Below are 18830 nucleotides of genomic sequence, written 5' to 3' on the forward strand. Positions count from 1 at the left end.
TTGGCTGAACCATTCAACACAGCACGCGCGCCGCCTGTCACATCACCATGCCGCCGTCCACCGGCAGCACCTGGCCGGTGATGAAGGAGGCCGCGTCCGAGGCCAGGAACACGAAACTGCCCGCGATCTCGGCCGGCTCGGCCCACCGGCCCAGCGGAATCCGGGCGAGCATCTGCGCCGCGAACCTTTCGTCGGTCCGGATCGTCTCCGTCATGGGCGTGGCGGCCAGCGGAGCCAGGGCGTTCACGAGGACGCGCCTGCGGGCCAGTTCACGGGCGAGGGACTTCGTCAGGCCGATGATCCCGGCCTTCGCGGCCGAGTAGTTGACCTGCCCGAGCGTGCCGACCAGGCCGGCCGACGAGGTGACGTTGATGATCCGCCCCTTCCCGTCGTCCGGCAGGAACGGCAGCGCGGCCTGCGCGCAGTGGAAGGTGCCCATCACATGGATGTCGAGGACCCGCCGGAACGCGTCCTCCTCCAGCTTGTCGAACATGGCCGGGGCGATGACTCCGGCGTTGTTGACCAGGATGTGCAGCGTCCCGTCGGCGAGCGCCGCCGCGCGTGCCACCGCCGCGTCGGCGCCGGACCGGTCCCGTACGTCGAGTGCGGCGCTGTCCGCCGTGAAGCCGGCGGCATTGATCTTCCCCACGACGGCCTCTGCGGCTGACTCGTCGACGTCGGTCACCAGGACCGCGGCACCCGCCCGCGCCAGCGCCTCGGCGACCGCGGCACCGATACCGCCCCCGGCGCCGGTGACCAGCGCCGACCGCCCGGTGAGGTCGAACAGCCCTGTGCTGTCGGTCATTCAGTAGCTCCTCGGGAGTCCCAGCGTGTGCGATCCCAGGTAGTTCAGGATCATTTCCTGACTGATCGGCGCGATGCGCATCAGACGGGCCTCGCGGAAGTAGCGGGCCACGCCGTACTCCTCGGAGTAGCCCATGCCGCCGTGGGTCTGCAGGGCCCGGTCGGCGGCCGTGAACCCGGCGTCGGCGCACAGGTACTTGGCGGTGTTCGCCTCCCGCCCGCAGGGCCTTCCGTTGTCGTAGAGCCAGGTCGCCTTGCGCAGCACGAGTTCGGCGGCGTCGAGGCGGGCCAAGGAGTCGGCGAGCGGGAACTGGATGGCCTGGTTCATGCCGATCGGGCGGCCGAAGACGACGCGCTCCTTGCCGTACTGGACGGCCTTGTCGAGTGACGCCCGGCCGATGCCCAGCGCCTCCGCCGCGATCAGCATGCGTTCCGGGTTGAGGCCGTCGAGGAGATAGCGGAAGCCCTGGCCCTCCTCGCCGACGCGGTCCTCGACAGGGATGCGCAGATCGTCGATGAACAGCTCGTTCGAGGTGACGGCGTTGCGGCCCATCTTCGGGATCGGGCGGATGTCGATCCGGTCGCGGTCGATGTCCGTCAGGAACAGGGTCATCCCGTCGGTCTTCTTGCTGACCTCGTCGGCCTTGCTGGTGCGGGTCAGCAGCAGGATCTTCTCGGACTCCACGGCCTTGGAGATCCACACCTTGCGGCCGTTGACGACATAGTGGTCGCCGTCGCGCCGTGCGTACGTCGTGATGCTCGCGGTGTCGAGCCCGGCGCCGGGTTCGGTGACACCGAAACAGACGTGCAGGTCGCCGCTCGCGATCCGGGGGAGTGTGCGGCGCTTCAGCTCCTCGGAGCCGTGCACCACCACCGGATGCATGCCGAAGATGTTCAGATGGATCGCGCTGGCCGCGTTCATGCCGCCGCCCGACCGCGCCACCTCCTCCAGCAGCAGGCTGGCCTCGGTGATGCCGAGGCCGTGGCCGCCGTACTCCTCCGGGATCGTGATCCCGAGCCAGCCGCCGCCCGCGACGGTCGCGTAGAACTCCGCCGGGAACTCGTGCGCCTGGTCCTTCTCCATCCAGTACTGGTCGTCGAAGTCGCGCAGCAGTCCGGCGACGGACTTGCGGATCGTTTCCTGGTCCTCGGTCAGTTCGAAGTCCATGGACTGTGGACCCTTCTTCGGTCTGGTTTTGAAACATATCAAAGGTCAGACCGAAGCAGTAGAGCCCGGTAAGCAGGCCTGGACGCCGCCGCCTCCCTACCGTCGAGTAATATCGCGCGCCAGGCCACCAGAGGAGGAACCGTGCCACGGTCCGAACGCTCGTCGCTGCTGCTTGCCGGGCTGTTGGCGACTGCCGGGGTCGCCCACTTCGCGGCGCCGAGACAGTTCGACGCGACCGTCCCGAGGGCTCTGCCGGGCACACCGCGGGCGTGGACGTATGCGAGCGGTGCCGTCGAACTGGCGCTGGCCGCGGGGATCGCGGCGCCGCGCACCCGTCGTACGGCCGCACTGGCCGCGGCGGCGTTCTTCGTCGGGGTGTTCCCCGCCAACGTGAAGATGGCGGTGGACTGGCGCAACCGTCCGGCCCCGCAGAAGGCGGCGGCCCTCGGGCGGCTGCCGCTCCAAGTGCCCCTCGTACTGTGGGCGCGCAGTGTCGCGAAGAACAATGGGGAGGGACAGTCGTGACGGGACGCCCGAACGTCGGTGACAAGATCGAGGACTTCACGCTGCCGGACGAGACCGGCGCGGAGCGCAGCCTCACGGAACTGCTCACCGAGGGGCCGGTGGTGCTGTTCTTCTACCCGGCCGCCCTGAGCGCCGGCTGCACCGCCGAGGCCTGCCACTTCCGGGACCTGGCCGCCGAGTTCGCGGCCGTCGGCGCACGACCCGTCGGCATCAGCGGTGACACGGTCGACAAACAGCAGGAGTTCGCCGGGAAGCACACCCTCGGCATGCCCCTCCTCTCGGATGTCGACGGGGCGATCCGGGAGCGGTTCGGCGTGAAGCGCGGATTCTCGCTCGCGCCCACCAAGCGGGCCACCTTCGTCATCGGCGAGGACCGCACGATCCTGGAGGTCGTCTCCAGCGAACTCCGGATGAACACCCACGCCGACCGCGCCCTCGCCGCCCTCCGCGCCCACCGGAAGTGACACCGAGGCCGCAAAAGCCGTATCGCGGTTGATGCCGCGCGGTAAAGGGACCATCCTGGACGATATGGAGCAGGCCTCCGCCGCGGCGGTCATCGATGCCCGGGGCATCGTGACGGGGTGGAGCGAGGGTGCCCGGACACTGACGGGATACCCGGCCGAGGAGGCCGTGGGACGGTCGGTGGGGGCACTCCTCGCCCAACCCCCGTCCGCCGCGTCCGTGGCCGCGCTCGCCGGCCCGGTGGTGCTGCGGCACCGGGACGGTTCCCCGCTCGGGATCGACGTGCGGGCGTCGGCGATGCTCGGCGCGGACGGTACGCCGCAGGGATACGTCCTCACCGTCGAACCGCCCGCTCCACCCGCGCCCACTCTGGCCGAGCAGGCCTTCGAGCAGGCGTCGATGTCCCTGTCCGTCTTCGACACCCAGCAGCGCTATCTCCGCCTCAACGACGTCGCCTGCCGCGTGATGGGCGTACCCGAGGACGTCCTGATCGGCCGCTTCTTCCCGGAGAGCGTGGAGGACGCCGAACACAGCCGGGGCTTCCTGCGCAATCTGCGCCTGGTCGCCGAGACGGGCCGGCCGGTCCGCTACGACAGTTGGGCGGGCGCCCCCGCGCTGAACCGGGAGCACGCCTGGAGCATCGAGATGTGGCCCCTCAAGGACGCCTCCGGAGAGCCGACCGCGGTCGCCCTCGCGGCGTTCGACAGCACCGAGCAGTATCTCGCCCGGCAGCGGCTGGCCCTGCTGAACGAGGCGGCGGCCGGCATCGGCACCACCCTCGACGTGGTGCGCACCGCCGAGGAACTGGTGGAGCTGCTGGTTCCGCGCTACGCCGACTTCGCCAGCGTGGACCTGCTGCCGTGGGTGCTCGGCGCGGACGAACCACCAGCCGCCCTGGACGGCGAGATCGTGCTGCGCCGGGTCGCCCACGGCTCCCTCGAGGAGGGCACACCGGGTGCCGCCGTCCACCTCGGGCAGATGGACAGCCACCCACCCTCCTCGCCACCCGTGCAGGCCCTGCGCGAGGGGCGGGCGGTGCGCAGCCAAGCCGGCGAACCCGACTTCGTCCGCTGGGTCGAGGACCGCAACGCGCGCTCCCCGGAAGGCCGTTCACACCGTGAGGGCGTCCACTCGATGATCGCGGTGCCCTTGCGGGCGCGCGGCACCACGCTCGGCGTGGCGGTGGCGGTCCGCATGGCCCACCCGGACGACTACGCGGCCGACGACGCCGTACTCGCCGAGGAGTTGGCCAGCCGCGCCGCCGTCTGTATCGACAACGCGCGCCGCTTCGCCCGCGAACGCTCCACCGCGCTCGCCCTCCAGCACAGCCTGCTGCCCCGGGGCCTGCCCGGACAGGCGGCGGTCGAGGTGGCCCACCGCTATCTGCCCTCCGGGTCGCTCGCGGGCATCGGCGGCGACTGGTTCGACGTGATCCCGCTGTCCGGCAGCCGGGTCGCCCTGGTCGTCGGCGACGTCGTCGGACACGGCATCCCGTCCTCGGCGACCATGGGCCGTCTGTGCACGGCCGTGCGTACGCTCGCGGACGTCGACCTGCCGCCCGACGAACTCCTCACCCACCTCGACGACCTGGTCACCCACCTCGCGACGGACGACACCGGCGACGAGGTCGCGGAGCTCGGCGCCACCTGCCTCTACGCCGTCTACGACCCCGTCTCCCGCCGCCTCACCATGGCCGCCGCCGGACATCCGCCGCCGGCGCTCGTGCTCCCCGACGGCACCGCGAGCCTCGTCGCCATGACGGCGGGACCACCGCTCGGCGTCGGCGGACTCCCTTTCGAGGCGGTCGAGTTGGAGCTGCCCGAGGGGTCCACCGTGGCCCTGTACACGGACGGCCTGATCGAGGACCGCGACCGCGACGTCGACCACGCCGGCGTCGAACTGTGCCGTGCGCTCACCGCGTCCGCCGAGTCGCTCGACGCGCTGTGCGACTCGGTGCTGAAGGCCGTGATGCCGGAGGAACCCAGCGACGACGTGGCCCTGCTGCTGGCCCGCACCCGCGCGCTGGGCGCCGACCGCGTCGCCACCTGGGACATCGAACCGGACCCTTCGCACGTGGCCGGCGCCCGGCAGGCCGCCACCGAGCAACTCACCGCCTGGGGACTGGACGAGGAGGCCTTCGTGACCGAACTCGTCGTCAGCGAACTGGTCACCAACGCCATCCGCTACGGCGTACCGCCCATCCAGCTCCGCCTGATCCGCGACCGTGCCCTCATCTGCGAGGTCTCCGACGGCAGTTCCACCTCACCGCATCTGCGCCGCGCCCACGTCTACGACGAGGGCGGACGCGGACTCCTGCTCGTCGCCCAGCTCACCCAGCGCTGGGGCAGCCGGCAGACCGGCGGCGGCAAGACGATCTGGGCAGAACAGCCGCTGCCGCCGCGCTGACCGGACCGCTCACTCGAAGGGACAGCCGGGGTTCGGCGCGTCCTCCGAGAACGGGGCTCCGTGCGGCAGGACGTACAGCACGTCGAGGACGAGAGGCGTGCTCCCCAGGTTGCGGCCGATGTGCACATTGCCCGAACCGGCCGGCTCCTGGATGGGACTCCCCGCCCGGTACACGCCGTCGGAGGCGCAGCTCGCGTCGAAGTGGCTGAGCGTGCCCTGCTTGACGAAGCCGTACAGGGGGCCGTCGTGGTAGTGCCAGCCGGTGGCCTGGCCGGGCGGAATGGTGATCTCGCGCAGGGTGTAGTCGGTGTCGCCGACCGTGGTCTGGCTGATCAGCCGGGCGGTGACACCGGGGCCCGCAGGAGTCGCCTGGGCGGCGGTGCCGACCAGCAGGGCCGCGGCGGCCACCGACCCGGTCACGGCGGTACGGAACGCGTTGCGCATACGAGGGCCTCTCGGCTAGATCCTGAGCATCCGCCGTGAACATAGAGGCAGGGAAGGGCAGTTGGCAGCCACAACACGAACTTCCCCGGAATCCTCAGAACTCCTCGTGCGTCTCCGGATCCCCGCCCAGGCGCTGCGGAGCGTGCTCGGAGAGAGCGGCCAGTTGGGCCGGGCCGAGCTCGAAGCCGAAGATGTCGAGGTTCGCGCGCTGCCGGTCCGGGTCCGCCGACTTGGGGATCGGAAGCGCCCCCAGTTGGGTGTGCCAGCGCAGCACCACCTGCGCGGGCGTCACACCGAAGGCCTCCGCGACCGTCAGCACCGTGGGGTCGCCGAGCAGCTCGGAACCGCGACCGAGAGGGCTCCAGCTCTCGGTGAGAACGCCCTTCTCGGCGTCGAAGGCGCGCAGTTCGTCCTGCGGGAACAGCGGATGCAGCTCGATCTGGTTGACGGAGGGCAGCACACCGGTCTCCTTCTCCAACCGCTCGATGTGCTCGGGCGTGAAGTTGGAGACGCCGATCGACCGGACGAGACCCTCCTCGCGGAGCTTGATCATCGCCTTCCATGACTCGACGTACTTGCCGACGCGGGGCAGCGGCCAGTGGATCAGGTACAGATCCACGTACTCCACGCCGAGCCGCGCCCGGGACTCCTCGAAGGACGCGAGGGTCTCCTCGTAGCCGTGGTGGCGTCCCGGCAGCTTCGTCGTCACGAGGATCTCCTCGCGCGGCACCTCGCTGCGGGCGATGCCACGGCCGACGCCGGTCTCGTTGCGGTAGTTCGTGGCCGTGTCCACCAGGCGATAGCCCATGCGCAACGCGCCGTCGACGGCCTCCTCGGCCGTCGCGTCGTCCATCGGCCAGGTTCCCAGGCCGATGGCGGGGATCTTCGTTCCGTCGTTGAGGGTGTGCGTCGGGATGCTGATCACGGTCGACCTTCCCTTGACTGTGCGGTACACCAAGTATGGGCAGCCGACGCCACGGCCCGCGAGGCAGGGCCGTCCGGCCTGATGGAAAAGGCTTTGTGAGGGCCGAGTTCAGGGGCGCAGACTCGTCGTGGCAGAAAGGCGGAAAGGCGGAAGGAAGGAACCCCGATGTCACCGACCGCCATCCCCGAAACCGCACTCGTCGACGCGCTGGGCAGTGAGCCGCGCCGCCCCGGCGCCTTCCGCGAGCTGCTCCGGCGCGGACCCGATGCCGTACCCGCCGTCCGCCAGGGGCTGCGCCACGCGCACCCGCGGGTGCGCGAGCAGTGCTGCAAGCTGCTGGACGAGCTGCTCGTCCCGGACGCCGTGGACGACCTGACCGCCCGGCTCGACGACCCCGACGCACGCGTGCGGATCGCGGCCGTGCACGCCCTGTCCTGCGACCGGTGCAAGCCGGACGCGCAGGCCTGCTTCCCGGACCGCGTCGCGCTGCTGCCCCGCGCGATCCGGCTCCTGGAGCGGGACCCGGACCCCCAGGTGCGGGCCAGGGCCGTCGAACTCGTAGGCCTGTGGGTGCACAGCCGCCCGGACGCCCTCGCGGCCCTGACCCGCGCCCGCGACGCCGACCCGTCCCCGCCCGTCCGCAAGAAGGCCGGGTGGTTCACGCCAGGCGGACCGATCCACCGCCGGACCGCCCCCGGGCCCGCGCGCGCCACGAGCCGCTGAACCAGGCCCGGCCGGCAGCCCGGTCGCCGCCCACGGTGATCGCTGTCACGATCTTCCTTGGAACCGGTACGACCTGGGTACGACCCGGAAGGGACGACCGACCGGGCACGTACGACGACGGAGCACGCATGACGACGGACAGCGGTACGACGGACGAGCCGACACGGGTGGACGGCATGGAGGTGCGGCCGGCCGCCGGGCACATCGGCGCCGAGATCACCGGTGTCGACCTGGCCGGCGACCTCGACGACGCCGTGGTCGCCGCGATCCGCGCGGCGGTGCTGCGCTGGAAGGTCGTGTTCTTCCGGGACCAACGGCTCGATCACGCCGGACACGTGGCGTTCGCGCGGCGGTTCGGGCAGCCGGTCGTGCTCGGGCGGCGCGGCAGCGCCTCACCCACCGGCTTCCCCGAGGTCGAAACGACCGCCGACCGGCTGGAGTTGGGCGGCCGGTTCGGCATGGAGCACGAGGAGTGGCTGGAGCGGCGCCGGCACACCCTGCTGCGCGGCTGGCACTGCGACCACGGCGCCCGCGTCGACCCGCCGGCCGCGACGATCCTGCGCGCCGAGACCGTCCCGCCGTACGGCGGCGACACCACCTGGTCGAACCTGGCCGCCGCCTACGCCGGACTGTCGCAGCCGGTACGGGAGTTCGTGGACGGACTGCGGGCCGAGCACCGGCTCGGCGTCGGCTACCAGCCCCGGCCCGGCGACGACGCGTACGTCCGCCATCTGCTGGACCACCAGGTCGCCTCGGTGCATCCGCTGGTACGGGTGCATCCGGAGACGGGGGAGCGGGTGCTGTTCGTCAACGGCTACTACCTGGAGCAGATCACCGACCTCTCCCGCGCGGAGAGCGCCGCGATCCTGGAGCTGCTGCTCGCGCAGGCGACCCGGCCCGAGTACACGGTCCGGTTCCGCTGGGAGCCGGGCAGCGTGGCCTTCTGGGACAACCGGGCCACCATCCATCTCGCCCCGAGCGACAACGCCCACCTCGGCTTTCCCCGGACCATGCACCGCGTGATGCTCACCGGCGACATACCGGTCGGGGTGGACGGCAAGCCGTCGGAGCCCATCGTCGGTACCGAGCCCGGCCGTTGGTGAGGTCAGACGGCGTCCTGCCACCCGAGGGCCGGACCCAGCCTCGTCGCCATGTCGGTGAGGATCTGCACATAGTCCTCGTGCTCGAAGGTGAACGGCAGCGCGAACGCCACCTCGTCGACCTCCCTGAACGCGGCGTGCGCGTGCAGGAGTTCGGCGATCTCCTCCGAGGTGCCGACCAGGTCCGGCGCGAACATCAGCCGGGCCGGACCCTGCGGTGACGCGGTGCGAGGGGTGCGCTTGCGGGCGAACTCCTCGTACTTCGCCCGCTGTTCGGGCGACGCGGAGTCGGTGGGGATGACCACCAGCCCCTGCGAGACACGGGCCGCGTCGCCGTCGGGGTGATGGGCGCGGAACGTGCGGATGTGGGAGAGCTGGATCTCCGCGAAGTCCCTTGACTCGTCCGGCCCTTCGGCCTTGACGACACTGCTCGTCAGGAAGTTCATGCCGTGCTCACCGGCCCACTTCGCCGAACTCGTGCTGGCCCCGCCGTACCAGAGACGACGGCCCAGGCCGGGGGAGTGCGGCTGCACCCGGTCGGAGAACACCTCGAAGCCCTCGACCCCGCTGAAGTCGGTGGCCGGCTTGCCCCGCACGAAGTCCAGGAGCCGCCGCACCCGCTCGTAGCCGAAGTCCTCGGCGTCGCCCGTGTCGGGGTACAGCGCCTCCTTGACCTGGTCGTAGTGCATCGGCGGGCCGACGCTGACACCCGGGTTGATGCGGCCCCCGGACAGGATGTCGACGGTCGCCAGGTCCTCCGCCAGCCGCAGCGGGTTCTCCCAGCCGAGCGGGATCACCGCGGTGCCGAGTTCGATGCGGCTGGTGCGCTGCGAGGCCGCCGCCATGATCGCGACGGGGGAGGAGATGCCGTACTGGAGGTGACGGTGGCGCAGCCAAGCGCTGTCGAAGCCGAGCCGCTCGCCCAGTTCGATGATCTCCAGCGTCGACTCGTGGCCCCGGCGCGGATCTGCCTCGTCGAACAGGCCGATCGTCAGGAATCCCAGCTTCCGCAACGGGCGTGAGGTGGGCGGCACGGGCTCCTCCAGCGGTCGTGCGTCAATTCTGCCCTGATTGTCGCACCCGGACATTGCGGGAGTGTGATCAGTTCAGCGGGATGACGACCTCGTCCTCGACCGGCGGATCGATCTCCTGCGCGCGGTTGCCGGTGGCCGCGAAACAGCGCAGGCGGACCGCCTCCGGGGTGACGTCCAGCCGCAGGAAGCACTTGAAGAACGGCGGGCTGTAGGTCACCGAGCTCGGCGAGAAGAGCTGGGTGTAGATCTTGCGCACCGGAAGGCGGAAACGGGAGGTGCGCTCGGGCCGCCCGCCCGCGCCCAGCAGACTCGCGACCAGCCGGATCCGCCGGGTGACGCGGACCGGCGGGCCGGGGGTACGGGTCGGTGGGATGCCGAGGCGCTCGCAGATCACGGCCGACGCCTCGGCCTCGGTGAGGGTGAAGAAGCGGCGCAGCCGCAGCCGGCGTCCGTACAGCCCGCTGTAGAAGGCTAGGGAGTCGCCGCGCAGCGGATAGCAGCGGAAGTCCTGCTCGGTGACGTTCGCGATGTTCACGCGCGGGACGGTGTGGGTCGCGTGCATGAACGCGCCGCCACCGCCCGCGACCACGTACTGGAGCGTACGGCCGTCCGCCAACCGCACCGGATACCGCTGGTAGTTGTGGATGTCGCCGCCTATCGCGGCCACGAAGTGATGGGCCGGGTCGCTCACGATGTCGTCGACCGTACCGCCGCCCTCGATGGCGCAGGGGTGGTGCTCGCCGTCCACGTACAGCGGCGAGCCGGTGATCAGGATCTTCGGCGTCGGTCCCTTCGCCACTTCCCGTAGCCAGGCGCCCTGTTCGGCGTCGATCGTGCCCAGCAGGCCGGTGTCGATGCCTATGATCCGCACCGGTCCCGCGTCGATCGCCCAGTAGGGGCCCGGCTGGACGGCCTGTTGCAGCGGAGAGGACCGCAACTCCCGAGCCTTGTCCAGGTGTTGGCCATCGGACGGTCGGGGGCGGTGCCACAGCAGTGCACGCCACCAGGCACGCGTCAGCGGGCGCGGCGACCGCGGTGCGGGCAGCGGGGGCGCGTCGTCGCAGAAGACCCGCATGAAGCCGCCGAGGCCCTCGTACCAGTCGTGGTTGCCGGGTATCGCGTAGATGGGCGCCGGATAGTGCTGGTACGGCCGGAAGAACTTGGTCTCGTAGTCGTCGGCCGTGCCGACGGGATAGATGACATCGCTCGCGATGACGGCGAAGTCCGTCCCCTGACTCACCTTCAGAAAGCCCGGTACGACCGCGTATTGAGGATCGTCGCCCTCGCCCGTGTCGCCGATGACCATGAAGGAGAAGGTGTCCGCGTCATCGCGCCGGATCACCTTGTCGGCAGGTGCGCCGGCGGCCGTGCGCTGCGCCACCCAACGGCTTCGGGTGCTGCCCGTGGGGTCCCCGAACCAGGACGCCAGCACCCCGTTGCGCGCGGCCCACAGGGTCTTGGGGTCGAGCCACGAGACCTTGTCGACATGGGACGGCATGAGCTGCTGGTACGCCCCGCGCTCCGCCGATCCCCAACCGGCGCCCTCGGGAGTATCACGTGAGGATTCAGACACCGGTGCACCGTAACAACGAGACCTGGCGGGGAGATCGGCAGGGCCTTGGCAGCATCACCCCGCATCCTCATCGAGGTGTACGGGCGACCGAACTCCGGTCGTGGCGCCCGCGGTTGGTCACCACTCCCGGCGCCGGCGCTGCGTCCCGTACGGGTCCTGGCGGCCGGGTGAGGGGTTGGGCGGGGCGCTGTAGGCGCTTCGGGGACTCGCCGGTGGGGCGGCGGGGCCCCGGTAGGTGGCCCGGCCGCGGCGACTGCCCGGCGGGGCGGGCGGGCTCTCGTACCGGCCCGGAGCACCGGCGGTCGGTCGGCCCGCTGTGTCGACGAACGCGTCGGGCTGCTTGCGGGCGGTGTCCGAACCCGCGACGGGGTGGTGGGCGAAGGAGCGGTCCCAGTTGCCCTCGCCCATCACCAGCAGCGGGTCGAACATCACGACGACCCCGGCCAGCACCAGGAAGACGATCGGCCCCAACAGCATGGGAAGCAATAAGGAGTTGGGCGAGTCGCCCGACCATGCCCCGCCGGTGCCGTGCAGATGGACGCTCATGGCGGCCATGCCCGTGTAGTGCATCCCGGTCACGGCCACGCCCATCACCAGGCTGGCGCCCAGACTCGTCAGGAAACCCCGGATGGAGACAGCCGCCCACAGGGCCGCCGTCGCGGCGACGATGGCGATCACCACCGAGAGCGCGACCGTGGTGGTGCGGTACTCGATCGTGCCGTTCAACTGCAGGGCCGCCATGCCCAGATAGTGCATGGCGGCGACTCCGAGACCGGTGATGACGCCGGCCGCGGACAGTGTGCCGGTGGTGGCGCCGCGGTAGCCCACGGCGAACACACCGATGCCGACCACGATGATCGACACCGCCAGACTCAGCACCGTGAGGCCGACGTCGTAGCCGATCCGGGTCTCCTCGACCTGGAAACCGATCATCGCGATGAAGTGCATCGTCCAGATGCCGCTGCCGATCGATGTCGCGCCGAGCGCGAGCCAACCGGCCTTCCACGACTGCTGGTTGTGCAGGGACCGCACCACGCAGCGCAGTCCCAGAGCCCCTCCGAGACAGGCCATCAGATAGGCCGCCACCGGGGTCACCGCACCATAACGGAACCCGTCGATCGTGCCTTGCATGAGCCAACTCCCCCCAGAGTTCTGGCTTCTTGTGGAGGGAGTATGTATGGATCGAGGCCCAGCCGCGCAACCTTTTCACACCGGAAGTCGACCAACTCTCAGCTTTCGGGAGGCTACTTCGGTCGCAACGGGGTCGATACGGGGACAGAAGCGGTCAGGGCTGTTGCGGCTTGTCGCGGTCGATGTAGTCGTTGGCCTTGTCCTGCGCCATGTCGACCTGCTTGGCGTGCTTGCCGCCCGTGCGGTCGTCGATCATGTCTCCCGCCCGGTCCACGCCTTGCTTGGCCTTGTCGGGGTGCTGACCCAGCATTCCCTTGACCTTGTCCATGAACGACATGGGTGTCCTCCTTCGGACGTGCGTTGGCCCTCCCAGCATCCCCCGCCTTCCCGCGAGCCGCATTTCGGTGCGTACCGGCGGCCGGGACCGGCGTCATACCGCGCAGGTCGGGGCAGGTTCTGCCGCATCCGTGTCGCGGGCCTCGCGGGTGCGGGACACGGCGAGCAGGAGGGCCTGGAGGACCGCTCCGGACAGGCCCACCCACAGGGCGAACCGGTAGCCGACCCGGTCGGCGAGCAGGCCGCCCAGCGGTGCCCCGACCGCGACCATCCCCCAGTTGAACGAGCGGATCGTGGCGTTCATCCGCCCGCGCAGCCGGTCGGGAGTGACCGCCTGGCGGTAACCCATCTCCACGGGACTCTCGACCGCGATCGCGAAGGAGACGACGAAGAAGGCCGACGACACCGAGGCCAGGGCCCACGGCCCGCGCTGGGCGAGGACCAGCGGCAGCCAGCCGACGGCGGCGAGGAGACGGCCGGCGATCAAGGTGACGGCGACATCGAACCTCCGCGCCACCCGTGCGGACAACGCGCCGCCCAGCACTCCACCGAGGCCCGCGCAGGCATACGCCACGCCCAGACCGAAGTCCCCGACCCTCAGCTCACGCAGCGCGAAGACCACGAAGACGGTACTCACGACGGTATTGAAGAGAAGCATCAGATGCGAGGTCAGCGCGATGGACGCCAGGGTGCGATGGCGGTAGACCCAGGCCACCCCCTCACGCAGTTCGCGGACCACACCGAGCCGCGCGTCTCGATCGGGCACGGGATCGTCGGCCCGCACCGAACCGAGCAGCAGGCCGGACACCAGATAGCTGACGGCGTCCACGAGCACGGCGAGCGGCGCGCCGACGAGCCTGATCAGCACGCCGGCGATCAGCGGTCCGGTCGACCCGGCCGCCGCGTCGGCCTGCCCCACCCGGGCATAACCCGCGTTGAGAAGCTCCTTGGGGACGAGCCGCGGCACGTAGGAGTGGTTGGCGGCGTCGAAGAACAGACACAGTGTCCCGAAAGCGAAGACACACGCGCACAGTGCGGCGATGCCGAGCCGGTCCAGGGCGTACAGCAGCGGGATCGCACCGAGCAGGGCGGCCCTGCCGAAATCCATCGCCACCATCACCGGCTTGCGCCGGCAACGGTCCACCAGCACCCCCGCCACCAGGCCGAACAGCAGATAGGGAGCCCAACGGGCCGCGCTGACCAGCCCCACGTCCGTCGCGGACGCGCCCAGGGTGACGGCGGTCAGGATCTGCAGCGCGAGCCCCGATACCTGCGAACCGAACGCCGAGACCGCCGAGGCGGTCCAGAACCGTACGTACCCAGGAACCTCCACCAGGCGCGGCATGATCGGACCGTATCAGCCAAGTGCCGCCGGACCGGCGGGAGTTGGCGGTCGGGAATCCGCGACAGAGGGAAAACCCTCGACTGCCCGGAAGCAGGGTGACATGGACGGGTCAACGCTGTCATCCTCCACGCAGCCACCCCCACGGATCCTCCACGGATTGGTCAAAGTTCTCCCAGTCCCGCACGGCTCAGCTCTGCCCGGACAGCAGACCCGGCTGCCCGGTCTGTCACCGGCCGCGTCCGCGGTCGTCGCAGGAGGAGTACGAGTGAGACGCATTCCCCGTAAGCGGATGGCGGTAGGAGCCCTGGTCTCCACCGCCGCCTTCCTGGCCGTCGGTATCCAGTCGGTGCCCGCGACCGCGAAGCCCGCGTCCCCCCACCCGAGTCCGCTGCTCACCGGCAGCCTGGAGGCGAAGCTCACCCCGGCCCAGCGCACCGCCCTGGTGAAGAGCGCCACCGCGAAGAGCGCGACGACCGCCCGCACCCTCGGCCTCGGCGCCAAGGAGAAGCTGGTCGTCAAGGACGTCGTCAAGGACAACGACGGCACCGTCCACACCCGCTACGAGCGCACCTACGCCGGCCTCCCCGTGCTCGGCGGCGATCTCGTCGTGCACACCCCGCCCGCCAGCCGGGCGACCGGCACGGTGAGCGCCACCTTCAACAACAAGCACACCCTCACGGTCCCCTCGACCACCGCGTCCATCGCCAAGTCGGCCGCCGAGACCAAGGCCCTGACGACGGCGAAGACCCTGGACGCCAAGGCGCCGAGCACCGACAGCGCCCGCAAGGTCATCTGGGCCGGCGACGGCACCCCGAGGCTCGCCTGGGAAACGGTGATCGGCGGCTTCCAGGACGACGGCACCCCCAGCCAGCTGCACGTCGTCACCGACGCCACCACCGGCAAGGAACTCTCCCGCTTCCAGGGCATCGAGACCGGCACCGGCAACACCCAGTACAGCGGCACGGTCTCGCTGAGCACCACGCTGTCCGGTTCGACGTACCAGCTCTACGACACCACGCGCGGCGGCCACAAGACGTACAGCCTCAACAACGCCACGTCCGGCACCGGCACGCTGATGACGGACGCCGACGACGTCTGGGGGACGGGTGCCGGCTCCAACACCCAGACCGCCGGCGCCGACGCCGCCTACGGCGCCCAGGAGACCTGGGACTTCTACAAGAACACCTTCGGCCGCAGCGGCATCAAGAACGACGGCGTCGCCGCGTACTCGCGCGTCCACTACAGCACGGCGTACGTCAACGCCTTCTGGGACGACAGTTGCTTCTGCATGACGTACGGCGACGGTTCCGGCTCCACCCACGCGCTGACCTCGCTGGACGTGGCCGGCCACGAGATGAGCCACGGCGTCACCTCGAACACGGCCGGGCTCAACTACACCGGTGAATCGGGCGGGTTGAACGAGGCGACCTCCGACATCTTCGGCACCGGTGTCGAGTTCTACGCCAACAACAGCAGTGACGTCGGCGACTACCTCATCGGCGAGAAGATCGACATCAACGGCGACGGCACGCCGCTGCGTTACATGGACAAGCCGAGCAAGGACGGCGGCTCCGCGGACAGTTGGTACTCCGGCGTCGGCAACCTCGACGTCCACTACTCCTCGGGCCCGGCGAACCACATGTTCTACCTGCTCTCCGAGGGCAGCGGCACCAAGGTCATCAACGGCACCACCTACACCAGCACCACCTCCGACGGCGTGGCCGTCGCCGGTATCGGCCGGGCCGCCGCTCTGCAGATCTGGTACAAGGCGCTGACGACGTACATGACGTCCAGCACCAACTACGCCTCGGCGCGCACCGCCGCGCTGAACGCCGCGGCAGCGCTGTACGGCACGAGTTCCGCGCAGTACGCGGGAGTCGGCAACGCCTTCGCGGGCATCAACGTCGGCAGCCACATCACCGTGCCGACCAGCGGTGTCACGGTGACCAACCCGGGCAGCCAGTCCTCCACCGTCGGCACCGCGGTGAGCCTGCAGGTCTCGGCCAGCAGCACCAACAGCGGCTCCCTGACCTACGCGGCGACCGGACTGCCGACCGGCCTGTCGATCAGCAGCTCCACGGGCGCCATCACCGGTACTCCGACGACGGCGGGCACCTACAGCACCACGGTGACCGTGACCGACAGCACCGGGGCGAGTGGCACCGCGTCCTTCACCTGGACCGTGAGTTCCAGCGGCGGGGGAGGCACCTGCACCTCGACGCAGTTGCTGGGCAACGCGGGCTTCGAGTCGGGCAACACGACCTGGACCGCGACCAGCGGAGTCATCACCAACGACACCGGTCAGGCCGCGCACGCCGGCTCGTACTACGCCTGGCTGGACGGCTACGGCTCGACCCACACCGACACGCTGACCCAGTCGGTGGCCGTACCGAGCGGCTGCAAGGCGACGCTCACCTTCTATCTGCACATCGACACGGCCGAGACGACCACCAGCACCGCGTACGACAAGCTGACGGTCACCGCCGGATCCACCACCCTGGCCACCTACTCCAACCTCAACAAGGCCACCGGGTACACGCAGAAGACCTTCGACCTGTCCTCCTTCGCCGGCACCACCGTGGCGTTGAAGTTCAGCGGCGTCGAGGACTCCTCGCTGCAGACCAGCTTCGTCGTCGACGACACGGCATTGACGACCAGTTGATCCGCGCGATGCGTCCGATCCACCCGTGAGTCCGGCACCCCGCACGCGCTCCCAGGCGTGCGGGGTGTTCGGGTTCCGGTTTCCCTCAGCTCAGCGGGTCCAGTGTCAGGTAGGCCTGTTGCGGGTTGCCGTCGTTGACCAGGGACTCCTGGGCGCCGACGTCGTCGAACGCGAACGCGTACGCCTTGCCGTCGGCCATCTGCGCGTGGATCTTGCGGGCGTAGTGGTTGGTCACCACGTCCTGGTAGAAGTTCGCCGTGGTGGTGTCCGGCTGGTTGGGGTTGACCAGCAGTGTGGAGCGGTTGAAGCCCGCGCACAGGGTGCGCGAAATGGGCCCGCGCACCAGGTCGTTGGGCGCGTCGAGGTACTTGTAGCAGCCGAAGATGCTGGCCGCGTCCGGCTTCTGGAAGCTGGTGACGACCGCGCCGGCGCTGTTGGTGAAGTTCATGACGTTGCCCGACACCCGGCCGTAGTACTTCGTGTTCGGCTGGTCGGCGAACGGTGTCACGGTCAGCGTCGAGGTCGAGTACTTCGACCAGACGCGGTTGACGTAGTCGTCCATCACCGTGCTCGGCAGGGCGCCGGTCTCCACCCCGTACCCCGGTGAGAGCGCTCGCAGGACCGTGCCGTCGGACCGGGTCTGGATCAGGTTGGCCCAGCCGCCTGGCTGTCCGCGCAGGGCGTTGAAGAACCCGGTGTACCCGCCCGACTTGAGGTGCCCGGTGGAGGCCGTGGTCCCGTCGGCACGCTGCACCCCGACCGCGTAGGGCGCCGAGAACATGTCCACCTGGGTGCTGTTGATCCACAGCCCGGAGTCGGACCAGTTGAAGAGGATGTCGCGGTTCGGGTCGGTCGGGTTCTGCACCGCGGGCTGCACCAGGCCGCCGGTGGTCAGCTTGAAGACGAGCTTCTGGCCGTAGGAGAAGTAGATACGGCCCGAGAACTTGGGGATGCGGATGGTCTTGGACTGCCCGGCGGCCGGTCCCGGGATCGACGCGTCCGGTGCCGGCGTGGGCGGGTTGCCTCCGGCCGGCCAGGCGTGGAACGTGCCGTTGGCGTCGGCCCAACCCTGCTGGCCGGTGGCCAGGTTGGTGCCCAGGTCGTAGACGTAGACCGCGTCGCCGCGGCCCGAGTTGTTGGTGATCTTCAGCGGGATGGTGGCGGGCACCGCGGCGTCCGCCGTCAGTGGTGTCGCCAGCGCGAGCATCGTGGCCACCGCGGTCGCGGCACCCATGCGACGCATGAGTCGGATGAGCACTCCTCACCTCCGTGTGGGGGGTGTACGGAATTGGTCCGTACCTATCTGAGAGCGCTCTCAGAGTCGCGCCGAGACACGTCCATGTCAATGCGGGGAACGAAAGGCGCCCACGGCAACTCATGCCGTGGGCGCCCGGGTTGGATCGGAGGGGGCGGTCTTCGATCAGAAGGTGCGCTTCAGCAGGTCGAGCAGTGCGGCCCAGTGACGCTCGTCGGCCGCCGCGTCGTACGACGAGGTGTCGGCCTGCGTGTAGCCGTGCTCCGCGCCCGGGTAGACCTCGCAGCGGTGCCGGACGCCCGCCGCGGTGAGCGCGTCCTCGAACCGCTTGATCTGCTCCTCGGGCAGCGAGTGGTCCTGGTCGGCGTGGCCGAAGTAGACCTCGGCGGTGATGTGTTCGGCGGCCAGGTGCGGGCTGTCCGGCTCGTCGGTGGCCAGCCGCCCGCCGTGGAAACCGGCCACCGCGGCCACCCGGTCCGGGTAGGCGCCGGCGGTGTACAGCGCCAGCCGGGCGCCCATGCAGTACCCGGTGACCGCGACCGGCCCGTCGGCGACCAGCGGTGAGTCGGTCAGCCAGTTCAGATAGGCGCCGACGTCCCGCCTGATCAGGTCGGGCGTCAGCCCCGTCATCAGCGGGCCGAGCTGCTGGAAGATCGCCGGACGCGCCTCGGGATCGATGAACTCGGGGAGCTCGACCACCGGCGCGCGGCCGTGCCCGTAGAACACGTTCGGGACGAGGACCGTGTAACCGGACCCGGCCAGCCGGTCGGCCATCGACCTCAGGTGCGGGCGCAGCCCGAAGCCGTCCTGGTAGAGCAGCACGGCCGGACGGGGGAGCTCATCGCCGGGACGCACCAGATAGGCGTCGGCGATGCCGTCCTCGGTGGGGATGTCCACGGCTGTGCCCTGTACGGCGGTCATGGTGGGGTGCCTCCCA

Annotated in this window: 17 protein-coding genes; 6 read left to right on the forward strand and 11 right to left on the reverse strand. The window is 70.2% G+C overall.

The window, feature by feature from the left end; translation table 11 throughout:
- Positions 1-37: 37 nt before the first annotated feature.
- Both AB0M63_RS28250 and AB0M63_RS28255 read right to left on the reverse strand, forming a co-directional pair.
- Positions 38-805: an SDR family NAD(P)-dependent oxidoreductase gene (locus AB0M63_RS28250; RefSeq protein ID WP_366021410.1), complete on the reverse strand. Its 768-nt coding sequence runs from the start codon at positions 803-805 to the stop codon at positions 38-40.
- Positions 806-1972, reverse strand: coding sequence for an acyl-CoA dehydrogenase family protein (locus AB0M63_RS28255; RefSeq protein ID WP_355915975.1), 1167 nt, complete (start codon positions 1970-1972; stop codon positions 806-808).
- A gap of 141 nt (positions 1973-2113) precedes the next feature.
- Between AB0M63_RS28255 and AB0M63_RS28260 the strand changes: the two genes are divergently transcribed.
- The 3 genes from AB0M63_RS28260 (at position 2114) to AB0M63_RS28270 (ending at position 5365) form a co-directional block, all read left to right on the forward strand.
- A complete protein-coding gene (locus tag AB0M63_RS28260) occupies positions 2114-2497 on the forward strand; it encodes a MauE/DoxX family redox-associated membrane protein (RefSeq protein ID WP_355915972.1) in 384 nt (127 codons plus the stop codon).
- Positions 2494-2961, forward strand: coding sequence for a peroxiredoxin (locus AB0M63_RS28265; RefSeq protein WP_366021411.1), 468 nt, complete (start codon positions 2494-2496; stop codon positions 2959-2961). The genes AB0M63_RS28260 and AB0M63_RS28265 overlap by 4 nt, the downstream gene beginning before the upstream one ends.
- Before the next feature lie 64 nt (positions 2962-3025).
- On the forward strand, positions 3026-5365 hold the full coding sequence (locus AB0M63_RS28270; RefSeq protein ID WP_366021412.1) for a SpoIIE family protein phosphatase: 2340 nt from the start codon (positions 3026-3028) through the stop codon (positions 5363-5365).
- 9 nt (positions 5366-5374) lie between these two features.
- On the opposite strand, the gene AB0M63_RS28275 is transcribed toward AB0M63_RS28270, so the two are convergent.
- Positions 5375-5809: a cupin domain-containing protein gene (locus AB0M63_RS28275; protein WP_355915963.1), complete on the reverse strand. Its 435-nt coding sequence runs from the start codon at positions 5807-5809 to the stop codon at positions 5375-5377.
- Positions 5810-5903: 94 nt separating this feature from the next.
- Positions 5904-6734 carry an aldo/keto reductase gene (locus tag AB0M63_RS28280; protein WP_366021413.1) on the reverse strand — a complete coding sequence of 277 codons (831 nt, stop codon included), beginning with the start codon at positions 6732-6734 and terminating at the stop codon, positions 5904-5906.
- A 165-nt stretch (positions 6735-6899) separates the two neighbouring features.
- Here AB0M63_RS28280 and AB0M63_RS28285 point away from each other — a divergent pair, with 165 nt between their 5' ends.
- Positions 6900-7457: a HEAT repeat domain-containing protein gene (locus AB0M63_RS28285; RefSeq protein ID WP_366021414.1), complete on the forward strand. Its 558-nt coding sequence runs from the start codon at positions 6900-6902 to the stop codon at positions 7455-7457.
- A 128-nt stretch (positions 7458-7585) separates the two neighbouring features.
- Complete coding sequence (locus AB0M63_RS28290; protein WP_366021415.1) at positions 7586-8560, forward strand: TauD/TfdA family dioxygenase; 975 nt, start codon at positions 7586-7588, stop codon at positions 8558-8560.
- A 2-nt stretch (positions 8561-8562) separates the two neighbouring features.
- Here AB0M63_RS28290 and AB0M63_RS28295 read toward each other — a convergent pair whose 3' ends face one another.
- The 5 genes from AB0M63_RS28295 to AB0M63_RS28315 all read right to left on the reverse strand — a co-directional run bounded on the left by AB0M63_RS28295 (position 8563) and on the right by AB0M63_RS28315 (position 13976).
- The gene (locus AB0M63_RS28295) at positions 8563-9591 is read right to left on the reverse strand and encodes an LLM class flavin-dependent oxidoreductase (RefSeq protein WP_366021416.1); all 1029 of its coding nucleotides are present in this window, start codon (positions 9589-9591) and stop codon (positions 8563-8565) included.
- A 67-nt stretch (positions 9592-9658) separates the two neighbouring features.
- Entirely contained in the window at positions 9659-11164 is a 1506-nt protein-coding gene (locus tag AB0M63_RS28300) for a metallophosphoesterase (RefSeq protein WP_355915949.1), read from the reverse strand.
- A 117-nt stretch (positions 11165-11281) separates the two neighbouring features.
- A complete protein-coding gene (locus AB0M63_RS28305; RefSeq protein ID WP_355915946.1) occupies positions 11282-12295 on the reverse strand; it encodes an MHYT domain-containing protein in 1014 nt (337 codons plus the stop codon).
- A gap of 154 nt (positions 12296-12449) precedes the next feature.
- Positions 12450-12632 (reverse strand): antitoxin, encoded by a 183-nt coding sequence (locus AB0M63_RS28310; protein ID WP_355915943.1) that lies wholly within the window; start codon positions 12630-12632, stop codon positions 12450-12452.
- A gap of 93 nt (positions 12633-12725) precedes the next feature.
- Complete coding sequence (locus tag AB0M63_RS28315) at positions 12726-13976, reverse strand: MFS transporter (protein WP_366021417.1); 1251 nt, start codon at positions 13974-13976, stop codon at positions 12726-12728.
- A gap of 289 nt (positions 13977-14265) precedes the next feature.
- Between AB0M63_RS28315 and AB0M63_RS28320 the strand changes: the two genes are divergently transcribed.
- Positions 14266-16638, forward strand: a complete 2373-nt coding sequence (locus AB0M63_RS28320) for a M4 family metallopeptidase (RefSeq protein ID WP_366021585.1) — start codon at positions 14266-14268, stop codon at positions 16636-16638.
- Positions 16639-16723: 85 nt separating this feature from the next.
- Here AB0M63_RS28320 and AB0M63_RS28325 read toward each other — a convergent pair whose 3' ends face one another.
- Positions 16724-17881, reverse strand: a complete 1158-nt coding sequence (locus AB0M63_RS28325; RefSeq protein ID WP_366021418.1) for a glycoside hydrolase family 64 protein — start codon at positions 17879-17881, stop codon at positions 16724-16726.
- A gap of 177 nt (positions 17882-18058) precedes the next feature.
- Positions 18059-18814 carry a dienelactone hydrolase family protein gene (locus AB0M63_RS28330; RefSeq protein WP_366021419.1) on the reverse strand — a complete coding sequence of 252 codons (756 nt, stop codon included), beginning with the start codon at positions 18812-18814 and terminating at the stop codon, positions 18059-18061.
- Positions 18815-18830 lie beyond the last annotated feature (16 nt).

It is taken from the genome of Streptomyces sp. NPDC051576, assembly GCF_040681835.1.
In the GTDB taxonomy this organism is placed as follows: domain Bacteria; phylum Actinomycetota; class Actinomycetes; order Streptomycetales; family Streptomycetaceae; genus Streptomyces.